This window comes from Stenotrophomonas rhizophila, assembly GCF_020857975.1.
In the GTDB taxonomy this organism is placed as follows: Bacteria; Pseudomonadota; Gammaproteobacteria; order Xanthomonadales; family Xanthomonadaceae; genus Stenotrophomonas; species Stenotrophomonas rhizophila_C.
The window spans coordinates 221,175-240,625 of record NZ_JACWUO010000005.1 but is presented as its reverse complement, the minus strand read 5'-3'; the positions used below and the strand labels follow the sequence as shown (position 1 = coordinate 240,625).

The following is a 19,451-nucleotide window of genomic DNA, read 5'->3' as shown; positions in this document are numbered from 1 at the left end:
GCGCGTGACGGACCGACGACATCGGCCTTCCTATGCTGTGTTCCACCCCTCATGCGCAGGCCGCGAACCGGTGGGTCCTCAGCCCGGTTACTTTACCTACCGTTCCGGACTGGAAGCGGCCGAGCGGCTGTTGACCCTGCCGCAGCCGCCCAGCGCGATCTTCGCCAGCAACGATGACATGGCCTCGGCCGTGGTTTCCGTGGCGCACCGTCGCGGCCTGGAGGTGCCGGGCGACCTGTCGGTGGTGGGTTTCGATGACACCTCCGCCTCCACCATGGTGTGGCCGGAACTGACCACCATCCATCAGCCGGTGGCGGAGATGGCCGATACCGCCGTGGACATCCTGTTGCGGGAGATCCGACGTAGCGGTTCGTCGGGGCGCGTCACGGTCAACCATATGCTTGCGCACCAGCTGGTCACGCGCGCCTCGGTATCGAGGCCTCCGCCTGCCCCCTAGCCCGTGCCCGCGTTTGGCCTACCCGCGCGCGCCCACGGGAGGTCGTCAATCGGAATCGATCAAGGCTTTCGCAAATGCTTCGCCAATCTCGAAGGCCTGCTCGATGGTGGGGGCCTGCTGCTGGTCCTTGGCAAGCGCGCGTCGAGGCAGGCCATCCACCTCGACGGACTTGACCAACAGGTTCCTGCCATGCGGAAAGGACCATACCTCCACGGCAAACCATATCCCGCGGTACTCCCCCTCCAACAAGTGCTTCTCCACGCCGTCCACCGCACTACCTCCCCGCAGCTCTACATTGCCAGAACACTGCCAATAGGGCTGCCTATCGGCTTGTCTATAGTCTGGCGGGAAAAAAGAGAGCGTCAAGGGCGCCTTCAGAGGCGATCCTTCTTCCAGGACTGTCAGCCTGCCGCCATGCATCCCGTCAGAGATGTCGCCCGGACCAGCGGCGGGAGAGTGCCACGTAATGATCACGATCCAGCCCGCGGGCAGGTGCGGGTCACCGCTTCAGTAGCGAAAGTACCGCAGCCCGTAGTCCCGCCCTTCGCCCCCCTTCCGCAGTGCCTTGGACGTTTTCCGCAGGTTGATCCACCGCGGATTGCGCCATCCAAAGCCGCGGAAAATCCGTTCGGCAATGTCCGCCGACACAACCGTCTTTTGCCCCGCCCGCCAGGCCAGGAACCCGAACACCACGATCAGGGCCGGCAGCAGGTAGGTCGCGTAGGTGCCGTAGGCCGCCAACTGGTCGGCGATCCCGAACGTTCCCCGGGCTATCGCAAATATGGTATCCAGGACCATCATCAACAGGAAAATCAAGGCAAGGACGATCCCCCAGAAACGGAACGTGGACGCAAAATGCGCCCGCCGGCCTTCAAAGCTGTGCGGGTAAACCGCGACCAATCCGTCCGTTTTCCGTCGAGCCCCATAGGCCAGCCATCCATTCGCGCCACGTTCGACGGCAAGTTCCAGATGATCGCCATCATTGAATGGAAATCGCCAGAACACGCCTTGAACAGGCTCGTCCCCGCAATGGAATTCCACATGGTCCACCTGCTCGGTGGCATCCAACGTGGCCATCGCCACCGCTGAGGCCTCCATGCCCGCCAGACCTGCCGCCATGACCGATGCCGCCAAGTTCTCGGGGATCTGTTCCGAGAGGTCAAAGCTCTGTCGGGAGCGTCTCAGCCCCCTGATCTCGCCGTCGATCCTGCGCAGTTCGCGACTGGGCTTGGTCACCAGTGTCATCCTTCACCCCATTGTCCCGGGCGGTAGCTTTCTCCCAACCTCTCCGGCGTCAAGGCAACCCTCCGTTCGGCATCGGCAGGCGGTGCCGGTATTTCAGTACGTTGATATCGGCAAGTGAACGCGCTCGAAGTATAGGCGAGGAGCCGTTTGCCTGGCCAATAGGATGCACCTGCCATGCGCGGTCAATGCGGCGGCCGGATCGAGGTGATTGAGCGCGCCGACAAACCCGGCATCTGCGGCGGGGGGATATCAACCTGATCTACACCACCTTGCAGGACAGCAACCCGGCCTCGAAGATCTGCCTGCTGAAGGTGCCCAACTCGCTGTTCTTCCAGCGCATGATGCGCCATCGGCATTGAGCCGCCGCGCAGTGCGCATAGCGGAGGGAACATGACGCCACTGGACAAACCGCTGCGCCGCCAGCTGCAGATCGGCGACGAGACCTACACCCTCACCCTCGACCCGCTCGGCCTGAAGCTGGCCCGCAAGGGCCGGCGCAAGGGCATGGAACTGCGCTGGGAAGACCTGGTGAACGGCGATGCCGCGCTGGCCACCGCATTGCAGGCATCGCTCAAAGCGCCCTGAGCCTGGCCTGGCGCCGCTTCGATGCGCCCAGGCGGCCTGCGATCACCGTTCCACTTGTAAACACCGGTTATTTCAGTGGTACATCGGTCTGCTGGCAGGTACCCACCACCTGCCCCTTGGCCAGGATGGGGCGCTGCGCCGCCTTGAGCACCTCAACGCGCGGCCGCCTTGTCCTGGCCGCCTGACAGGAGGTTCGGATGCCGACCCAAGGGGCAGGACGCGCAACCAACCCCGCGTTCACGCATCTCTTCGCGCGCGCATGACGAATCGACGACACCGGTCTTCCTACGCTTTGTTCCATCGATTCAATGGAGGCAGGCAGTGTCAGCAGGAAGCCGTTTCTTCAATCGGGTAGCCGGTGCGGTATCCAGGGCCGCCGGCTCGCTGGGCGCCTTTGTCGCCGCGCTGGGCATCGTGGTGGTCTGGGCAGCCAGCGGGCCACTGTTCCAGTTCAACGACACCTGGCAACTGTTCATCAATACCGGCACCACCATCGTGACCTTCCTGATGGTGTTCCTGATCCAGCAGACCCAGAACACCGATACCGCCGCCCTGCATATCAAGCTGGACGAGCTGATCCGGGCCACCCGCGCGGCCAACAACGAACTGCTCAACCTGGAAGAGATGGACCAGGAACGCCTGGAGGAAATACGCCGGCAGTATGAATCGCTGGCCAGCACCGCAGCGCACCTCAAAGCCAAAAAGGCCGCCTGTATGCCGCGTGCGGCACAGGATGCCGAACGCCTCGCCGATGTGTAAGCACATTTCACCCCGCATGCGCGGCCTGCGAACACCGCCGCGCGCATGCTGATCCTTCGCCCAACCAACCTGGAGATCGCAATGGCCATCAAAACCGCCGAAGACCTGTTCATCCACGAGCTCTCGGACATCCACAGTGCCGAAAGGCAGCTGACCAAGGCACTGCCGCGGCTGGCGCGCGCGGCCACCAACCCTGATCTTGCCGCCGCGTTCGAGACCCACCTCGAGGAAACCCAAGGGCAGATCGAGCGGCTCGACCAGGTGGTGGAAGTGCTGGGCATTCGCCTGAAGCGGATCAAATGCGCGGCGATGGAAGGCCTGGTGGAAGAAGGCAAGGAAGTGATCGACGGCATCGAGAAGGGCCCGGTACGCGATGCGGCGCTGATTGGCGGCGCGCAGAAGGTGGAGCATTACGAAATCGCCGCCTACGGCACGCTCGCCGCGTTGGCCAAGCAGCTGGGCTACAAGGATGCCCTGCCGCTGCTGCTGGAAACGCTGGAAGAAGAAAAGGCGACCGACGAAAAGCTGACGATGCTGGCCAAGTCCGGTGGCAACGCCGAGGCCGCGGCGGCGGCCTGAGCCCGGCGCGCCCGGCTAGCAATCCGTAGGCAGCGGCACTTCGCGTGCCGCTTGCCTTTCAACTGCCGGCGCGGCCACCGCGCCACGCTCAGTCTCAACCGCACAAGGTCACCCCGGCATGTGGAAACGAAACGGCTTGTCCATCGTCCTGTTCGCGCTGCTGGCCTGCTTCCTCGGCGGCCAGGTGTGGACCGGCCTGCTGGCCCACAACGAAGAACTGGCCCAAGCCCATCGTCCCAGCCTGGACCTGTGGGAGTACCTGCACAGCGGCCACTTCGTCAGTGCCACCTTCGAAAACTGGGAAAGCGAGTTCCTGCAGATGGGCATGTACGTGCTGCTTACCGTGAGCCTTCGGCAGAAGGGCTCGGCCGAGTCGCGGCCACTGTCCCACGACCAGGAACACGAGCGCATCGAGCCGGGCCCGGTGCCTTGGGCGGTGCGCAAAGGCGGTGTCTGGAAAATGCTATACGGCCACTCGCTGGCCATTGCCTTCGGGCTGCTGTTCCTGATGAGCTTCGTACTGCACCTTACGGGCAGCTGGCGCGCCGAGGTGGACGAACAGGTCGCCCGCGGTTTGCCGCCGCCTACCTGCTGGGAGCATCTGTGGAGCAGCAACTTCTGGTTCGAGTCCTTCCAGAACTGGCAAAGCGAGTTCCTGGCGGTACTGTCGCTGGTGATCCTGACCATCTTCCTGCGCCAGAAGGACTCCCCGCAATCCAAGCCACTGGCTGCTCCGCACAGTCAGACCGGTGACTGAAACAACCGGTTGACGCGCACCCCGCTTGCGCCTGCCGCCCGGCCGGCGCTACCGCTGGCGTTTCCGACGGCGTACGGCGAGGACCTGGCCGACCACGGCGGTGATCAGGATCAGGGAGTTGGTGACCACGAACACCGTCGAGCCCATGAGCGCGCTGTAGGCAATGAACAGCACCGACGCGGTCATCTGCCCCACGAACAACCAGGTGGACACCGCCTCCACCGAACCGGCCTGGTGCTGCTTGTAGATCTGGCGCGACAGCGTGGCGATCAGTACCGCCGTTGCCGCCCATCCCAGCAGGTCAGCGGGCAGCATCGTCATCGCACCACGGCCCCGGGTGCCCACAGCGTAACGCCGGCGTCCAGCACCTCGCGTTCCAGCGTACGCAGGAAGCCACTGAAGCCCCGTGGCGCCCTGGCCGAACGGCGGGCACTGGTGGCCACCGCCGGGCGGGCATGCCACGCAATGCTGACCTCCGCCTGTTGCAGGGCCTGAACCAGCGCCACGTCCTCGCCGGTAACCAAGGGCGCAAAGCCGCCCGCCGCCCGGTAAGCGGCAGCGCTGACGCCCAGGTTGGCGCCGTGGACATGGCCATGGCCGTCGCGGGCATGCTCGCAGACGGCAAAGGCCTCACGCACAAGCGGTGGGTAGTCGAGCCAGTCGCGCACCTCCACCACCCCACAGAACGCGTCCGCACCACAGGTGGTTTGTTTCCACAGCCAGTCCGGTGGCACGATGGTGTCGGCATCGGTGCTGGCTATCCAGCGTGCGCCCAAGGCAAGCGCATGGCTGGCTGCCGCCGCCCGCGCCGCGCCCACGCATCGCGCGTCCAGCGCCACCATCGCCGCGCCGTGGCCGGCACATGCCGCAGCGGTGGCGTCGGTGCAGGCGTCCAGTGCGACCACGGCCACGACGGCCTCGCCGTCCAGGCCCGGATGCTTCCCGGCCACGGCCACTGCCGCCAGGCAGCGGGCGATATCCGCCGCTTCATTGTGCGCCGGCACGATCACCGCGATCACCGCAGGCCCTCCCACCGGGCCACGCTGGTAGGCCGTGCGCTCCAGGCCTGCAGCAGAAGATCCTCGTCCTGGTAGGCAAATGCCTCCACCAGGTCGCCCTGCAGCAGGAGGTGCACGTCCGCCGTGGCGCTGCGCGCCTGGTCGAACCGATGCCGCCAATGGCAGGCCAGCAGCAGCCCGTCGTCGGTGAGGCTGCCGTGGAGCCGCCGGGCCAGCAGTGCCAGCACCGGCGTGGCCAGATAGTAGCCCACTTCGCTGACCACGATCAGGTCGAACCGGCCGGTCGGCCATTCCTCGGGATGGCTGGCGCATTGCAAGGTGACCTGCGGCCACTCCCGCGTGCTCACCGCGGCCTGGGCCAGTGCATCGCTGCTGATATCGGTGCCCAGCAGAACGTCGCAGCGTGCCGCCAGTTCGGCGGTCAGCACGCCATTGGAGCAACCCAGCTCCCAGGCGTTGGCGTAACGCTGCCGGGGCAGGCACGCCAGGGTAAGCGCGCGCTTGCGTGCCTCGTACCAGCGGCTGCGGTACTGGAAGGGGTCCGGCTGCTGGTACAGCCTGTCGAAGTAGGCGGCCGTGCTCATCCGATCAGCACCTCATAGGGCCGCCGAAACCGCGCGGTGACATGGTCCGGCAGGATCGGATCGCAGTCCAGCCCGTCCACCGCGCCGGTCTGGGTGGCGAAGGCCTGCATGGCCTGGTGCTTGCGCGCCAGCGCGGCAGGCCCCATCGGGATGCGCGCTGCAGCGGGCCATGGCGCGGTGGCCGCATGCGGATCCAGCCAATGCCAGGCCCACACCGGGTACTGCAGCGCCCGCACGCCGCGGCCGCGGGCAGCGGCCTGCGCTGCACGGCCTGCCGCTTCATGGTCCGGATGCGCATCGCGCACCCAGGGCGCCACCAGCAGATCGCCCGGTAGCGACTGCGCGGCCAGTTGCGCGGCCAGTTCCGCTTCATGGCTGGCCACGCGGCCATCGGGCAGGCCCAGCGGCAGCACATGCGTGGCGTCCAGCCCCAGGGCGCGCATGGCATGGGCCAGCTCGCGCCGGCGGGCGTCGCGCAGTCTTGCCGCCGGCCACAGCGGCTGGTCGGGGTAACAGGCTTCGCCATCGGTTACCGACACCACGCACACCGCGATGTCGTTGGCTACCGCTGCCTGCATTATCCCGGCACACCCAAGCACCTCATCGTCCGGGTGCGGCGACACCACCACGAGGCGGCGCACCTCCTGCAGCAGCGTGCCGGCCTCGGTGCACGGCAAATCATCCAGCCAGGCGCTGGTGTCCCAGTCGGCCTGCAGGATGCCCTGCCCTTCGATGCGCGGCACTACAATGTCCACGGTTGCTCCCGGGTCTGGATGGCACGGCCGAGTTCGGCCCAGTCACGGTCGGCATGGCTTTGCCGGATGAACACCGTCAGATCGCTCCAACGGGTAGCGTGCACCGGGTCCAGGCACATCGGCGCCGGTCCAAGCGCGCGGCCCACCGCATCCAGTACCTGCGTGCAGGCGCGCTCGACCACGCTGCGTACCCGGATGACCTCGGCCTGATGCGGTTGGGCCGGCATCGCATCGATCCCTGTCGCCAGCTCGCGCATCAAGGCCGCCGCCGCCTGCAGCGTCATGTCCACTTGCCCCAACAGCGCCGCAGTCTGCGCATCGGCCGCTACCCGCGGCGAACACTGCAACGGCGCTGCCAGCGCGACCGCCGCGCCATACCAGCATGCTGCGATCCCGGCGCCACCGTGCCAGAATCCCGGCCGCGCAAGGTAGCCGCCAGGCGTGCCCACCGGCTCGGCATGCACTGCGGTGAATTCCACGCTGCCGCTGGGGATGCCGCCCATGCCGGTGGCATGCCACGTCTGGGGCCGCGGCCGGATGCCCGCTGCATCGGCGCGGATGCGCAGCAACTGCGCGTCCTGCCCGCTGCCGGCGGTCACCAGCGCCTCATCCACCAGCCCGGCCCCGGAACACCACGGCTTGATGCCGGTCACGGTACCGCTGCCGGCGTCGAAGCGCAGCGTGGCCTGGGGGCCCTCTGCTGCCCACACCGCCGCGAGCACGCCCGGCCCCAGCGGTTCGGCATGCAAGTCGGCAAGGATGGCCTGCGCGTCGTAGTGCGCTTCGACCACCTTGGCCACGCACAGGTCGCGCCCGGCAATGCCGGCCAGCGCACGCCAGCGTTCCAGCGTGTGTCCGCGCCCGGGCAGCGGCAATGTCGGCTGTCGGGCCAGGACCTGGCGTGCGTCGGCTTCCAGTGCGGGGGCGGCGTGGTCGGAGAGCCGGTCCATGTCAGGGGATGTCCGCGCCACGGATGGCAGTGGCAGGCACGCGCGGGACCACGTCACCGGGGAAGGCAAGGGACGGATCGGGAATGGTGTCCACCCGGACGTCCGTGCTGTCGTGACAGGTCAATGCGCGCATCGTGGCCCTCCGTCTCTGTAGGCGATGGGCCTACACATACCTGCCTTCCCGTACCGGCGCGGTGACCACGGCGTAGTGAAGGTGTGCAGCCGGCCCGAACGCGGCGCTCATCGCCGCACCACCGGCATACAACCGGATAGGCCTGGGGCAGGCATTCCCCGTGCGGGGGCGATCACGGCATCCGGGCGCGCTTGCGGCGGTACTTCATGGCGGCGGTGAACTCCAGCAACCAGGGCAGTATCACCAACACCGCCGCGGGGCCGACAAGGGCGACCCACACATGGGCGTCACGAGGGCGCCACGCCCACTGCCATCCGGCCTCGGACGAGGCGCAAATGCCCACCGCAAAAACCCATGGGCAGGCATCCAGCATGCTATGGACGTGCTGTTCCAACGGCGTTATGCGGCGAACGCCATCGGCACTGCAGGTGTCCCGGTAGGCCATGGCTGCGTGCACGATCGCCAATGCGACCAATGACAGCCCGACCAGGCGGTTGGGCGGCAAAGACAGCCACGCCAGCACGCCCATCCCCACGCAGGCCAGTTGCGCGCCGTGCAGCGCGCTCTCGCGCAGGCCCGAGGTGGCGGGAAGATCGGAGCGCCGGTGCAGGTAGAAATCCCCGGCGCCGGCGGCGAGCCAGGCAAGGTAAAGGCCATACGCCAGGAAAATCAGTATTCCGCTTTCCACCATGGTCCATACCTCCAGGCCGTTGCGCTCCGACCGCGCCAGACGCAGTGACCGTCATCGTCGGGCTCTTCGCCGATGGATCCCGGATCGTCGCGCGACAAGCGTGAAAGCGAGGAGAGCGGGTCCTGCGCCAGCCCAATCAGCGCATGCCTGCGGAGGTCACGGCCGTTGATCTGACGCTGCAGTTTTCCGTCCTCCCCCGGGCCGGTGGGCTACCAAAAGAAAGGCGGCACCCGAAGGTGCCGCCCTGCCCTGTGCACGACCGGCCGGAAGCTCGATCAGAAGCTGTAGTCGAGCGAAACACCAATGGTCCGCGGCTGCATCATCACCGCGTTCCAGCGCCGGTAGCTGGCCGCGCCGGCGCCGGGAATGGTCCTGCCGGCCGCCACGTAGACGTCCTTGTTGGTGAGGTTGGTGACGAAGAAGCGGATGGTGGTGTTCTGGCTGCTGACTTCGGCGGTCAGGTCGAGCGAGGTGTAGCTGGGCAGTTCGATGGACTGCGCCGTGGCCACCGATGCCTGGCGCTCGCCGTAGTAGCGCAGCGCGCCGCCGATGCTCCAGCCCCACTCGCCGCGGGTCGGGAACTGGTAGTCGGCCTGCAGGCTGCCGGTCCATTCGGGAACCTGCGGCAACTGCGCGCCGGACTCGGCCTGGTTGGCGCCGCCGGGGCGGGCCGGCGGAATCGGCGCGGTCAGCCTGGCGTCGGTATAGGCCAGGCTGGTGCTCAGGCGCAGGCCGTCCAGCGGCATCAGCGCGCCGGTGAATTCCACGCCCTGGCTGCGCGCGCTGCCGCCGTTGACGCCATAGGAAATGGCCTGCGGGGTGAGCAGGTTCAGGCGGATGTCTTCCCAGTCGATGCGGAACGCCGCCACTTCCACCTGCGCACGGCGATCCCAGAAGTGGCTTTTCAGGCCGATTTCGTAATTGGTCAAGGTATCCGACTTGACCTGCGCAGGTACCTCCGGGGCGCCCGGAAGCATCGGATTGGGGCTGCCGGCGCGGTAGCCGGTGGCCACGCGCAGATAGGCCATGGTGTTCTTGTCCGCGCCCAGGAACAGCCGCGGGCTGGCGCTCCAGGTGGTGACGCTTTCAGAGGATTCGGTCACCCGCTGCACGCCGTCCCCGCCCAGCGGGCCGCCCAGGGTCTGGCGGAATACCTGGTCGTTGCGCGCATGGCGCACGCCCAGGGCCAGGTCGAAACGATCGGTGAATTTCCAGGTGCCGTTGCCGAACAGCGCCTTCTCGCGGTAACTGGTCAACACCGAGGCGGTGAACAGGGCCAGCACCGGGTTGAACGCCGGGCTCAGCGCGCTGCCATCTTCGATGTAGGCCGCGTCCTCATCGGTATAGAACGCGCCGAGCTGCCACTGCAGGCGGCTGTCGCCCTTGGAAGTCAGGCGCAGTTCCTGGGTCCACTTCTTGAGTTCGATGTCGGTGTCCAGCGCGGCATAGGCCATCACCGGGCCCACGCCCGGCCGCTGCCCCAGCAGCGGGATGTATTCCACCGACTGGTCCTGCAGGCGCCAGGAGTTGGACTTCATCCAGCTGCTGGAGGAAGTGACATCGGCCCAGCCCAGGTCCCAGTCCACGCTCAGGCCGTAGACGTCGTACTTGATCGTACTCGGCTGCAGGAACAGGTACTGGTTGGCATGGCCGGGCAGCTTGGGCTTGAAGGTGACCGGGTCCAGCGCGACGGTAGCGAAGTTGTCGCCCTTGTTTTCCTGGCGCATCGCCGTCAGCAGCACGTCCACCGTTTCCGATGCCTTCCACAGCAGCGAGAGGCGGCCGGCGTTCTGGCGCACGTCGTTGGTGTCGCGGCGGTTGAGCACGGGGTTGTCGATCCAGCCCGGGCTGGTCTGTTCGGCGTAGCTGGCGCGCAGGGCCAGTTGGCCCTTGACCAGCGGCACGCTGATCGCCGCGCGCTCGGAATGGCCCACCCCGCCGCCACCGTCGACCACCCGCATGGTGGCGCCGGCGCGGCCCTCGAAATACTCCAGGTCCGGCCGCTTGGTCACGTACTTGACCACCCCGCCCAGCGCGCTGGCGCCGTACAGCGTGCCCTGCGGGCCGCGCAGCACTTCCACGTTCTGCACATCGTAGGGCAGCAGGTCGAACATGCCCGAGGTCGCGCCGGACAGCGAACCGTTGGCGGTCAGCGGCACGTCGTCGACATAGACCGAGGTCGAGGCGGTGTTGCCCATCGGGGTGATGCCGCGGATGGAGATCGTCGAGCGGCCCGGTGCGCCCAGGCTGGACACCTGCAGGCCGGGCACCAGGCCGGCCAGGTCGTTGACGTTGTTGACCTGCAGGCGGTCGAGCTGTTCTTCGCCGATGACGCTGATCGACATCGGGATATCGGTCACCACTTCCACGCGCTTCTGCGCCGTTGCGGTCACCGTGCCCAGGGTATGCACGTCGTCACGTTTGGTTTTGTCGGCCGCATCCTGCGCCAGTACCGTTGCGCTGCAGCCCAGGGCCAGGATGCCTGCAGCGCAGGCCAGCGACAACGCGTTGATTCGGAGCGAACAGTGACTCATGTGATGACGCCTCGGTAGCGTAGCTGGAAGCCCACGGAGATGGGCGCGGAATGCGGCAGGGCGGTGGAAGCCACCCTTCCCGGGAGTGGCGTGGCAGCGGGGTACACGACGATGCTTGCATTGGCGTGACACAAGCCCATGTAGGACACAATAGTCCTGTTCAGAGAACAGTCAACCATGCAGCGCAGCATGGGCGCATTCAGGCCGCGCATGCCCCGGCAGCGCCCGCCGGAGCGGCCGGGGCGTGCGCCGCAACCCGGCGGCTCAGCGCGCGGCACCCCATACCGCCTCGTCGCACCAGATCGTGCCGTCGCGGTAGACCACCGCTGGCGTGCGGTCCTGTTTGAGGAAGGTCGGCCCGTCCAGGTCGACCAGGTCGCACACCTGCCCGACTACGAAGCCAGGCGCCGCGCCCAGGCTGCTGCAGACCATGCAGCCGACCATGACGCCCAGCCCGGCGTCGCGGGCCGCGGCGGCGATCAGCAGCGCTTCGGTCAGGCCGCCACATTTGTCGAGCTTGATGTTGAACACATTGAAGCGGCCGCGCAGGCCGTCGACATCGGCCAGGCTGAGTGCACTTTCGTCGGCGGCCAGCGCGATCGGCGAGACGAAGCCGTCCAGGTCGGCTTCGCGCCCGCGCGCAAGCGGCTGTTCGATCAGTGCCACGTCGGCGGCGAGCATGCCCACCACCAACCGCTCAAGATCGCCGATCTGGTAGCCCTGGTTGGCATCCACGCCCAGCCACACCTCCGGGCGCGCCGCGCGGATCGCCGCGACGCGGGCGATATCCAGGTCCAGGTCGCCGGTCAGCTTGACCTTGATCGAACGCGCCTGGCGGTACGCCACCGCGGCGGCGGCCATCGCCGCCGGCTCGGCGGCGCCGACGGTGAAGGTGGTCGGCAGCGGCCGCGGCGGCGACAACCCGGCCAGCGCCCAGACCGGCGTACCGGAGCGCCGGGATTCCAGTTCCCACAGCGCGGCATCGACCGCATTGCGCGCGCCGCCGGCCGGCAGGATGGCACGCAGTTCCTCGCGCGACGGATGCGCCTGGATCGCTTCGCGCGCCGCCTCCAGCGTGGCGCACAGGCTGTCGATGTCCTCGCCCAGGTAATAGACGCCGGTGGCCTCGCCACGGCCGATATGGGTGCCGTCGTCCAGGGTGACCACGCAGGCGTTGCGGCTGTCGAACACGTGGCTGGCGATGCGGAACGGCGCGGCAAGGCGCAGCGGTTCAATTGCGATGCCCAGTTTCAGGCGGCCCATCAGATCGTCCCCGAGGGGGCGGCAGGGTCAAACGCCCAGGGCGGCGCTGCAAACAGCGTGATCGAGCACATCGGGTTTCCCTGCCTCATAGCGAGTAATTCTCGTATTGAGACAATAAAGTCCCAAATGGAGAACTGTCAATGCGGCGACGGGTTTCTGTGCGGGCGGTGCAGGGGTGCGCAAGCAGGCAGAGCGCGGGATCCGCGCCCTGCCCGCGTGGCTGCGTCGGTCAGTTCGCCGCTGCCGCCGGCGCCAGCGCGGCGGCGATCCGGGACAGGTGCTTGTTCCAGTCGAACTTCTGGCCTTCCGGGGTCCAGCCCAGGCGCACGATCACCGCGTCCTGCGAGGGGATGACCGCCACGATCTGGTGGTTGTGGCCCATCGCCATGTAGGCATCGGGCGCAACATCCTGCAGCACCTTGCGCCCCGCTTCAGCGGCCGCGGGCCGGTTCAACCACAGCTGCGCGCCGTAGGAGGGCCGTTCCGATGCCGGGGTGGGGGTCAGCGCGAAATCCAGCCATTGCGGCGACAGCAGGCGCTTGCCGCCGGCCTGGCCGTGGTTGAGATACAGCAACCCATAGCGCGCCCAGTCGCGGGCCGTGGCATAGCCGTAGGAACTGCCGACCAGCACGCCGGATTCGTCCGGCTCGATCAGCGCGCTGCGCATGCCGGCCGGTTCGAACAAGCGCTTCTGCGCAAACCGGGTCATGCCTTCCAGCGTCCCGCCGGTGGCCTGGAACACGATCCGCGACAGGATGTTGGTGGTGCCCGACGAATAGCTCCAGTGCGTGCCCGGCGCGTGCTCAAGCGGGCGGGCGGCGGCCAATGCGCCCATGTCGCCGGCCTCGAACAACATCTTGATCGAGTCGTTGCCCGGCTTGTAGCTTTCCACGAAGGCCAGCCCGCTGGACATCGTCAGCAGCTGGCGCAGCGTGATCGCCGCGCGCGGGTCGCCGGCGCCCTGCCACTCGGGCACCGGCGCAGGCGCATCCAGCGCGAGCACGCCGTCATCGACCAACAGGCCGACCAGCGTGCCCATGAGGCTCTTGGTCGCCGACCAGCCGAGCATCCGGGTGTCCTGGGTAAAGCCCGGCGCATAGTGCTCTGCAACGATCGTCCCGCCCTGCACCACCACGATCGCCCGGGTATCGGGATAGCCGCCGGTGTTCTGCTCGTCGAAGGCGGCACGCACCGCCGCATCCAGCGCGGCGCGGTCGAGCCTGGCTTCGGCGGCGGCCTGCAGCCTGGCCACCGGCGCATCCCCCTGCGGCCAGGGCCTGGCCGGCCGCGACGGCAGCGGCTTGAGCCGGGCCGCCTGGGCGTTGAGTGCCTTCAGCGGTACGTCGCCGGTGGTCAGCGTGCAGCCCACCGCCGGGCGATGCAGCGCGGTGCGGGTGGCCGTGCCCGGCGCCGAGGCGGTGACGGTGTGCGCCTTGCGGTCCACCGACAGCGCCACCGTCCTGGTGAACGGGGCCAGCGCATGGATGTCGTCGCGCAGCACGTCGGCCTCGGCGCGCCCGGCCACGAAGATGCCGGCGCAGGCGATCTGCGCGGCCACCGCCGTGCCCAGGTCGTCGTTGCTGGTGATCGGCGGTGCGGCCGCCGCTGCCTGGCCTGCGGCGGCAAGCGCCAGGGCCACAAGGCCGGATCGGTACGGGTGTCGGATCATGGTGAACTACCTTTGGTCGGTGCAGCGGTGGAATGGTTCAGCGCTGGCGGCACGGGTGGCGCAGCACCGCGCCGGCCCTGGCGCCGGTAGGCGTGCCGCCATCGAGGGCGACCACGCCGTTGACGATCACCATCTCGATGCCGGTCGGCGATGCGGTCGGTGCGTCCCAGCTGGCGACATCGTCGAGCGTATCCAGGTCGAACAGCACGATGTCCGCGCGCATTCCCGGGCGGATCAAGCCACGATCCTCCAGCCCCATCCGCTGCGCCGGCCAGCTGGTCATCTTGCGCACCGCTTCCTCCAGGCTCAGCACCGGGCGCCGCTTGACGTACTCGGCGATGATGCGCGGGAAGGTGCCATAGGCACGCGGGTGCGGCAGGCCGATGGCGCCGGGCTGGCCGAAGTTGACCGCCGCGGCCGCATCGCTGCCGATGCTCACCCACGGCTGGCGCAGCGCCAGTTCGACATCGAGCTCGCTCATCATGAAATACAGCGCAACAGCGCGGTTGGGTAGCCCTTCCAGCGCGATGTCCCAGGCCGCGTCGGCCGGATGCAGGTTCAGTTCGGCGCCGATCTCGGCCAGGGTCCTGCCGTGGAAGCGCCGGTACTTGTCGCTGAAGCCGTTGGCCAGGCGCACGTTTTCAAACCCGCCGGAGGCATGCACCAGGTTCGACCAGCCCGGCATCGAGCCGGCGACGACTTCCCTCTTCATGCGCTCGCGGACCTTGGGGTCGCGCACGCGCTCGATGCCCTTTTCCACGCCATCGGCCCACACCCAGCTCGGCGCGATGATTTCCAGCCCGGTGCCGCCGGCGGTATACGGATACAGGTCGGCGGCCACATCCACGCCGCGCGCCCGCGCCGCGTTGATGGTGGCCAGCGCCTGCGGCATCAGTTTGCCCCATTGCGGCGCGAAGGCGGCCTTGAGGTGGAAGATCTCGACCTTGACCCCGCCCTTCTCGCCGATCTCGATGGCTTCCTCGATCGCCTTGACCACGCCCTCGCTTTCGTCACGCATATGCGTTGCGTAGAAACCGTCGCATTGCGCGGCCACCTTGGCCAGCGACACCATGTCGGCAGTGCTCTGGAAGCTGCTGGGCGCATAGATCAACGCGCTGGAGATGCCGAACGCGCCGGCTTCCATCGCCAGCTTGACCTGCTCGCCCATCGCCTGCAGCTGGCTGGCGGTGGGTGCGCCGGCGGCATCGCCCATTACATGTACCCGGGCCTGGGTGGAGGAATAGTAGGTACCGAAATTGACCGAAATACCCTGGGTTTCCAGCGTGCTGAAATAGCCGGGCATCCCGGCGGCGGGCACCGGCGGCCCGCCCTCGCCGCCGATCAGGGTGGTCACGCCCATGCGCAGCTTGTTTTCCGCCGCGCCATCCTTGAGCAGGGCCGCACCGGACTGGTCCATCATGTCGATGAAGCCCGGCGCCACATAGCGCCCGCGCGCGTCGATCTCGCGGATACCCTTGCCGGGCACCTGCCCCACCTGCACCACCCGCCCGTCCTTGACCGCCACATCGGCCCGCACCCACGGGTTGCCGGCGCCATCGAGCACACGGCCGCCACGGATCACCAGGTCATGGTCGGCCGCGGCCGCCGTGGCGGCCAGCAGCATCGACACGGCCGCCCACAGGATGCCGCGCGCCATCATGGCCGCGTCTCCGCTTCGGCGCTGGCGCCGGTCGCGCCGGCGGCCGGCGCCGCCTTGGCCGCGTCCGCGCGCACCTCGTCGACCACCTCACGTACCGCCACGACCACCCGATCGGGCTTCTCGATCTGGATGTAGTGGCTGGAATCGTCAATGACCTGCTGCCGCCCGCGGCTGGACATGGCCGCCTGATCGGCGCTCAGGGCACGCCATTCCTGCTTGAACCGCGCGCCTTCGGCGGCGGTCATGCCCATCTTCTTCAACTCCTCGGGAGTGAACGGAATCAAGGCGGTCAACACGATCAGCGGGCGGTCGCCAAAGCTGCGCACCGCGCGGGCGTCATCCATGGTGGCGTCGAAGCCGTCGACTTCGGATTTGGCTCCCTTGACCGAGCTGCTGGCATACGCGGCGATCTGGGCCGCATCGTCCTTCGGCCGCTTGCCATGGTCGGCGCGCGAGAACAGGAAGCGCACGATGCCGGTGCGCGACAGCACCGTCATGGTGTTCATCAACAGCGACACCTTGCGCGGATGCACATCGATGCTCACCACCTTGCCAAGCCGGGCGATCTGGTCGGGGTGCGAGGCGTCCACCATCACCAGTCCGGCAACCTGGTCGCCATAACGGCCGGTATAGGTGCGGATGTAGGGCCCGCCGATGGAATGGCCGACCAGCACCAGCGGACCGGTGATGTCGGCGGCCTTCAGCAGCGCATGCAGGTCCTCGGCCACCGTGGCGGCGCGCTGCGGCGAATCCTTGGGGTCGCTGTGCAGGATGCCGGCGCGGTCGTAGGCGCAGGTGCGGGTGAAGGCTGCGATCCGGTCGTGGACCAGGGCCCAGTCCAGCGTGCCGCCGGTGCCCAGGCCGGATTCGAGGATCACCGTCGGCGAGCCGCTGCCACGGCAATCGATGTGCATCCGGCGACCGCCGATATCGACGATCTCCCCGCGCAGCGGAAAGTCCTTCTCGGCGTTGCGGCGTCCCAGCGCCTCGTACACCGCCCCGACCAGGGTGAGCAGCAGCACCAGGGCCAGCAGCCCCAGCAGGATGCGCTTCACCCATCGGCCGCATCGCCGCCACCGGTTCACTGCTGTCATGTCGTGCTCTCTCGAATGGCGTACTGACGCCCGGGCCACGGCGGCCAGGATCCTGGATAGGATATAAACGTCCCAATAGGAGAATTGTCAATCCCGCAGTGCGGCATCGTCCCCGATCGGCCTATTCCTGCAACGCAAACATCCGCCGCCATTCGCGCGGGCTGGTCTGGTACGCGCGGTTGAAGCCCTGCCGGAACGCCACCGTGGTGCGGTAGCCGGCGTGTTCGGCCACCTGGTCGATCGACAGCGTGGTCGATTCCAGCAACTCCTTGGCCCGCCGCAGGCGCTCGGCATCCAGCCAGTTGCCTACCGTCATCCCGGTCGCCTTGTGGAAGCGCCGGGTGAACGTGCGCCGGCTCATGGCCACCTGCTGTGCCAGCGCATCCAGCGAATGGTCGCGCTGCAGGTCCTGGCGCAGGTCGTCCAGCAGCTGGCTGAGCAGCGCATCGTGCGGCTGGGCCGGCACCGGCTGCTCGATGTACTGCGACTGGCCGCCCTCGCGGTGCGGCGGCAGCACCATCAGCCGTGCGATGCGGTTGGCCTGGCGCGCCCCGCACAGCTTGCGCACCAGGTACATGCAGCAGTCCAGCGCCGCGCCGGTGCCTGCCGAGGTCACCACCCCGCCCTCGTCCACGTACAGGGCATCCATGTTCAGCGTCACCGCCGGGAAGCGGCGCTGGAAGTCGGCTTCGCCCTGCCAGTGGGTGGAGGCCTGGCGCCCGTCCAGCAGGCCGGCATAGGCCAGCGCATAGGCGCCGTAGCACAGCCCCACCACGTGCGCGCCGCGCCGGTGGGCCGCCACCAGCTTGTCGACCAGGGCCGCGCTGGGCGCGCGCTCCAGCTCGGCCCAGCCCGGGATGATCACCACCTGCGCCTGGTCCAGCAGGGCCAGGCCGCCGTCGGCGGTCACCCCCACCTGCCCACCGGACAGCGCCACGCGGCGCTGTTCGGCGGCGATGCGCAGGCGGAACAGCGGCCGTTCCCCGGCCGGCAGGTCGAAGATCATCAACGGCACCGACAGGTGGAACGCGCTGACGCCTTCGGGGGCTACCACCACCACCTCGATGGGGGCCGAAGCCGGCTGGGTGGTGCAGGAAGTCATCATGGCCCGATTCCATCGATGTTGGTCTCTCAGGCCAGTATCGGCCGTTGCGCGCCGGCGTCAAGCTGTGTCCCACTTCTCCCCCTCAGGACACTGCCATGAAACTGCGCTCCCTGGCCCTCGGCACCCTGCTCGCGCTGGGCCTGCCGGCCACCGCCTTCGCCGCGCCCGCGCCCGCGCCCACGCCCACGCCCGCCCAGGCCACCACCATTCAACAGATCCGCAACGCCACGGTGAAGATCAGCTACGCCGACACCGTGCTGCTGGTGGACCCGATGCTGGCCGCCAAGGGCGCCTACCCCGGCTTCCCCGACACCTACCGCAGCGAACTGCGCAACCCCCTGGTGGAACTGCCCTTCGACGTGGCCCAGGTGCTGGACGGGGTGGATGCGGTGCTGTTGACCCATACCCATCTGGACCATTGGGACGTGGCCGCCCAGGCCGCCATTCCCAAGCAGATGCCGATGTTCGTCCAGCACCAGGCCGATGCGGACCTGCTGCGTGGGCAGGGGTTCAAGGACGTGCGCATCCTGCCGGCGCAGGCCAGCTTCGGCGGGGTCAGCATCTCCCGGGTGGGCGCGCAGCACGGTTCGGCGGCGATGTTCGCGGTGGAGCCGCTGGCCACCTTGCTGGGCAGCGTGATGGGGCTGGTATTCGAAAAACCCGGCCAACCCACCATTTATCTTGCCGGCGACACCGTCTGGAACGGCCAGGTGCAGCAGGCCATCGCCCGCTACCGCCCCGAGGTGATCGTGCTCAACACCGGCGATGCACGGGTCAAGGGGTTCGATACCGGCATCATCATGGGTACCGAAGACACCGCGCGCGTGCATGCGCTGGCCCCGGCCGCCCGCATCGTGGCCGTGCACATGGACGCGGTGAACCACATGACCGTCTCGCGCGCCGACCTGCGCCGCTACGTCACCGAAAAGGCGATCCAGGACAGCGTGCTGATCCCCGAAGACGGCCAGACCCTCACCTTCGCCGGGAGCGCCGAATGAGCACCGCCCTGATCGTCGTGGACATCCAGAACGACTATTTTGCCGGCGGCCGCTTCCCGCTGGAAAACAGCGAACCGGCACTGGCCAACGCGCTCGATGCCATCGCACGGGCCAGGCAGGCCGGCGAACCGGTCATCGGCATCCAGCACAAGGCACCGGCCGGTGCACCGTTCCTGGCCGACGGCAGCGCCGGTGCCGAGCTGCACCCGGCCATCGCCGACGCGTTGCAGGGCTGTACGCTGATTGAAAAACAGCAGGCCGACAGCTTCCTCGGCACCACGCTGGGCAGCACGCTCGCTGCCGGCGGCGTTTCCGCCATCCGGCTGGTGGGCATGATGACCCAGCATTGCATCACCCACACGGCGCTGTCGCCGGAGGCCGCCGGCCTGGAGGTGACGATCGTCGGCGCGGCCTGTGCGGCGCCGACGGCAGTGATCGGCGATATCGCGCTGTCGGGCCTGGCCGGCCGCTGCACGGTGGTGTAAGCCGGCGCGGGGCAAGCCACGCCCTCTGCGGGCGTGGCCTTGGGGGGGCGTTGGCAGCGCAATCCAACTGGCGCGCGCGGCCGCCGGCGCCCACGCCACGCCTGTCGGCGGAGCAGGCGCTCACGCCCT

General features: G+C 68.1%; 20 protein-coding genes and 1 pseudogene. 7 read left to right on the top strand and 14 right to left on the bottom strand.

Annotation, left to right across the window (positions count from 1 at the left end; genetic code table 11):
* Positions 1 to 79: 79 nt before the first annotated feature.
* Positions 80 to 457: pseudogene (locus tag IC535_RS07370) on the top strand (substrate-binding domain-containing protein); the annotation flags it as partial.
* Positions 458 to 502: 45 nt separating this feature from the next.
* Here the strand turns inward: IC535_RS07370 and IC535_RS18735 are convergent.
* Both IC535_RS18735 and IC535_RS07365 read right to left on the bottom strand, forming a co-directional pair.
* Positions 503 to 634 carry a hypothetical protein gene (locus IC535_RS18735; protein WP_267472938.1) on the bottom strand — a complete coding sequence of 44 codons (132 nt, stop codon included), beginning with the start codon at positions 632 to 634 and terminating at the stop codon, positions 503 to 505.
* A gap of 330 nt (positions 635 to 964) precedes the next feature.
* A complete protein-coding gene (locus IC535_RS07365; RefSeq protein WP_228885637.1) occupies positions 965 to 1,693 on the bottom strand; it encodes a putative type VI secretion system effector in 729 nt (242 codons plus the stop codon).
* A gap of 399 nt (positions 1,694 to 2,092) precedes the next feature.
* Between IC535_RS07365 and IC535_RS07360 the strand changes: the two genes are divergently transcribed.
* The 4 genes from IC535_RS07360 to IC535_RS07345 all read left to right on the top strand — a co-directional run bounded on the left by IC535_RS07360 (position 2,093) and on the right by IC535_RS07345 (position 4,382).
* Complete coding sequence (locus IC535_RS07360) at positions 2,093 to 2,287, top strand: hypothetical protein (protein ID WP_228885636.1); 195 nt, start codon at positions 2,093 to 2,095, stop codon at positions 2,285 to 2,287.
* Between the two features lie 321 nt (positions 2,288 to 2,608).
* The gene (locus IC535_RS07355; RefSeq protein ID WP_324250474.1) at positions 2,609 to 3,046 is read left to right on the top strand and encodes a low affinity iron permease family protein; all 438 of its coding nucleotides are present in this window, start codon (positions 2,609 to 2,611) and stop codon (positions 3,044 to 3,046) included.
* Between the two features lie 81 nt (positions 3,047 to 3,127).
* On the top strand, positions 3,128 to 3,625 hold the full coding sequence (locus IC535_RS07350; RefSeq protein ID WP_228885635.1) for a ferritin-like domain-containing protein: 498 nt from the start codon (positions 3,128 to 3,130) through the stop codon (positions 3,623 to 3,625).
* 118 nt (positions 3,626 to 3,743) lie between these two features.
* Positions 3,744 to 4,382: a DUF6766 family protein gene (locus IC535_RS07345; RefSeq protein ID WP_228885634.1), complete on the top strand. Its 639-nt coding sequence runs from the start codon at positions 3,744 to 3,746 to the stop codon at positions 4,380 to 4,382.
* Between the two features lie 48 nt (positions 4,383 to 4,430).
* Here the strand turns inward: IC535_RS07345 and IC535_RS07340 are convergent, their stop codons facing one another.
* The 12 genes from IC535_RS07340 to IC535_RS07285 all read right to left on the bottom strand — a co-directional run bounded on the left by IC535_RS07340 (position 4,431) and on the right by IC535_RS07285 (position 17,839).
* On the bottom strand, positions 4,431 to 4,697 hold the full coding sequence (locus IC535_RS07340; protein ID WP_228885633.1) for a PQ-loop repeat-containing protein: 267 nt from the start codon (positions 4,695 to 4,697) through the stop codon (positions 4,431 to 4,433).
* Positions 4,698 to 4,699: 2 nt separating this feature from the next.
* Positions 4,700 to 5,401 carry a glycosyltransferase gene (locus IC535_RS07335; protein WP_228885632.1) on the bottom strand — a complete coding sequence of 234 codons (702 nt, stop codon included), beginning with the start codon at positions 5,399 to 5,401 and terminating at the stop codon, positions 4,700 to 4,702.
* Positions 5,398 to 5,985 carry a class I SAM-dependent DNA methyltransferase gene (locus tag IC535_RS07330; protein ID WP_228885631.1) on the bottom strand — a complete coding sequence of 196 codons (588 nt, stop codon included), beginning with the start codon at positions 5,983 to 5,985 and terminating at the stop codon, positions 5,398 to 5,400. The genes IC535_RS07335 and IC535_RS07330 overlap by 4 nt, the downstream gene beginning before the upstream one ends.
* Positions 5,982 to 6,740, bottom strand: a complete 759-nt coding sequence (locus IC535_RS07325; protein ID WP_228885630.1) for a PIG-L deacetylase family protein — start codon at positions 6,738 to 6,740, stop codon at positions 5,982 to 5,984. The genes IC535_RS07330 and IC535_RS07325 overlap by 4 nt, the downstream gene beginning before the upstream one ends.
* Positions 6,728 to 7,690 (bottom strand): acyl-CoA dehydrogenase, encoded by a 963-nt coding sequence (locus IC535_RS07320; RefSeq protein WP_228885629.1) that lies wholly within the window; start codon positions 7,688 to 7,690, stop codon positions 6,728 to 6,730. The genes IC535_RS07325 and IC535_RS07320 overlap by 13 nt, the downstream gene beginning before the upstream one ends.
* A 305-nt stretch (positions 7,691 to 7,995) precedes the next feature.
* On the bottom strand, positions 7,996 to 8,514 hold the full coding sequence (locus IC535_RS07315) for a hypothetical protein (RefSeq protein ID WP_228885628.1): 519 nt from the start codon (positions 8,512 to 8,514) through the stop codon (positions 7,996 to 7,998).
* A 275-nt stretch (positions 8,515 to 8,789) separates the two neighbouring features.
* Positions 8,790 to 11,048: a TonB-dependent receptor gene (locus IC535_RS07310; RefSeq protein WP_228885627.1), complete on the bottom strand. Its 2,259-nt coding sequence runs from the start codon at positions 11,046 to 11,048 to the stop codon at positions 8,790 to 8,792.
* A 264-nt stretch (positions 11,049 to 11,312) separates the two neighbouring features.
* Complete coding sequence (locus tag IC535_RS07305; RefSeq protein WP_228885626.1) at positions 11,313 to 12,311, bottom strand: dipeptide epimerase; 999 nt, start codon at positions 12,309 to 12,311, stop codon at positions 11,313 to 11,315.
* Positions 12,312 to 12,540: 229 nt separating this feature from the next.
* Entirely contained in the window at positions 12,541 to 13,980 is a 1,440-nt protein-coding gene (locus IC535_RS07300; RefSeq protein ID WP_228885625.1) for a serine hydrolase domain-containing protein, read from the bottom strand.
* Between the two features lie 37 nt (positions 13,981 to 14,017).
* Positions 14,018 to 15,640, bottom strand: coding sequence for an N-acyl-D-amino-acid deacylase family protein (locus IC535_RS07295; RefSeq protein ID WP_228885624.1), 1,623 nt, complete (start codon positions 15,638 to 15,640; stop codon positions 14,018 to 14,020).
* A complete protein-coding gene (locus tag IC535_RS07290; protein ID WP_228885623.1) occupies positions 15,637 to 16,695 on the bottom strand; it encodes an alpha/beta hydrolase in 1,059 nt (352 codons plus the stop codon). Before IC535_RS07290 ends, IC535_RS07295 begins: the two co-directional genes overlap by 4 nt.
* A 160-nt stretch (positions 16,696 to 16,855) precedes the next feature.
* Positions 16,856 to 17,839 (bottom strand): GlxA family transcriptional regulator, encoded by a 984-nt coding sequence (locus IC535_RS07285; protein WP_228885622.1) that lies wholly within the window; start codon positions 17,837 to 17,839, stop codon positions 16,856 to 16,858.
* Between the two features lie 95 nt (positions 17,840 to 17,934).
* Here IC535_RS07285 and IC535_RS07280 point away from each other — a divergent pair, with 95 nt between their 5' ends.
* Both IC535_RS07280 and IC535_RS07275 read left to right on the top strand, forming a co-directional pair.
* Entirely contained in the window at positions 17,935 to 18,837 is a 903-nt protein-coding gene (locus IC535_RS07280; RefSeq protein WP_228885621.1) for an MBL fold metallo-hydrolase, read from the top strand.
* The gene (locus tag IC535_RS07275; protein WP_228885620.1) at positions 18,834 to 19,322 is read left to right on the top strand and encodes a cysteine hydrolase family protein; all 489 of its coding nucleotides are present in this window, start codon (positions 18,834 to 18,836) and stop codon (positions 19,320 to 19,322) included. Before IC535_RS07280 ends, IC535_RS07275 begins: the two co-directional genes overlap by 4 nt.
* The last annotated feature ends 129 nt before the right edge of the window (positions 19,323 to 19,451 follow it).

Bases quoted from the DNA above. Each gene is read 5' to 3' on its own strand.
- IC535_RS07295 (WP_228885624.1), bottom strand. From the start codon at position 15,640: ATGATGGCGCGCGGCATCCTGTGGGCGGCCGTGTCGATGCTGCTGGCC.
- IC535_RS07305 (WP_228885626.1), bottom strand. From the start codon at position 12,311: ATGGGCCGCCTGAAACTGGGCATCGCAATTGAACCGCTGCGCCTTGCC.
- IC535_RS07330 (WP_228885631.1), bottom strand. From the start codon at position 5,985: ATGAGCACGGCCGCCTACTTCGACAGGCTGTACCAGCAGCCGGACCCC.
- IC535_RS07350 (WP_228885635.1), top strand. From the start codon at position 3,128: ATGGCCATCAAAACCGCCGAAGACCTGTTCATCCACGAGCTCTCGGAC.
- IC535_RS07320 (WP_228885629.1), bottom strand. From the start codon at position 7,690: ATGGACCGGCTCTCCGACCACGCCGCCCCCGCACTGGAAGCCGACGCA.
- IC535_RS07315 (WP_228885628.1), bottom strand. From the start codon at position 8,514: ATGGTGGAAAGCGGAATACTGATTTTCCTGGCGTATGGCCTTTACCTT.
- IC535_RS07280 (WP_228885621.1), top strand. From the start codon at position 17,935: ATGAAACTGCGCTCCCTGGCCCTCGGCACCCTGCTCGCGCTGGGCCTG.
- IC535_RS07275 (WP_228885620.1), top strand. From the start codon at position 18,834: ATGAGCACCGCCCTGATCGTCGTGGACATCCAGAACGACTATTTTGCC.
- IC535_RS07340 (WP_228885633.1), bottom strand. From the start codon at position 4,697: ATGCTGCCCGCTGACCTGCTGGGATGGGCGGCAACGGCGGTACTGATC.
- IC535_RS07345 (WP_228885634.1), top strand. From the start codon at position 3,744: ATGTGGAAACGAAACGGCTTGTCCATCGTCCTGTTCGCGCTGCTGGCC.
- IC535_RS07310 (WP_228885627.1), bottom strand. From the start codon at position 11,048: ATGAGTCACTGTTCGCTCCGAATCAACGCGTTGTCGCTGGCCTGCGCT.
- IC535_RS07300 (WP_228885625.1), bottom strand. From the start codon at position 13,980: ATGATCCGACACCCGTACCGATCCGGCCTTGTGGCCCTGGCGCTTGCC.
- IC535_RS07285 (WP_228885622.1), bottom strand. From the start codon at position 17,839: ATGATGACTTCCTGCACCACCCAGCCGGCTTCGGCCCCCATCGAGGTG.
- IC535_RS07360 (WP_228885636.1), top strand. From the start codon at position 2,093: ATGACGCCACTGGACAAACCGCTGCGCCGCCAGCTGCAGATCGGCGAC.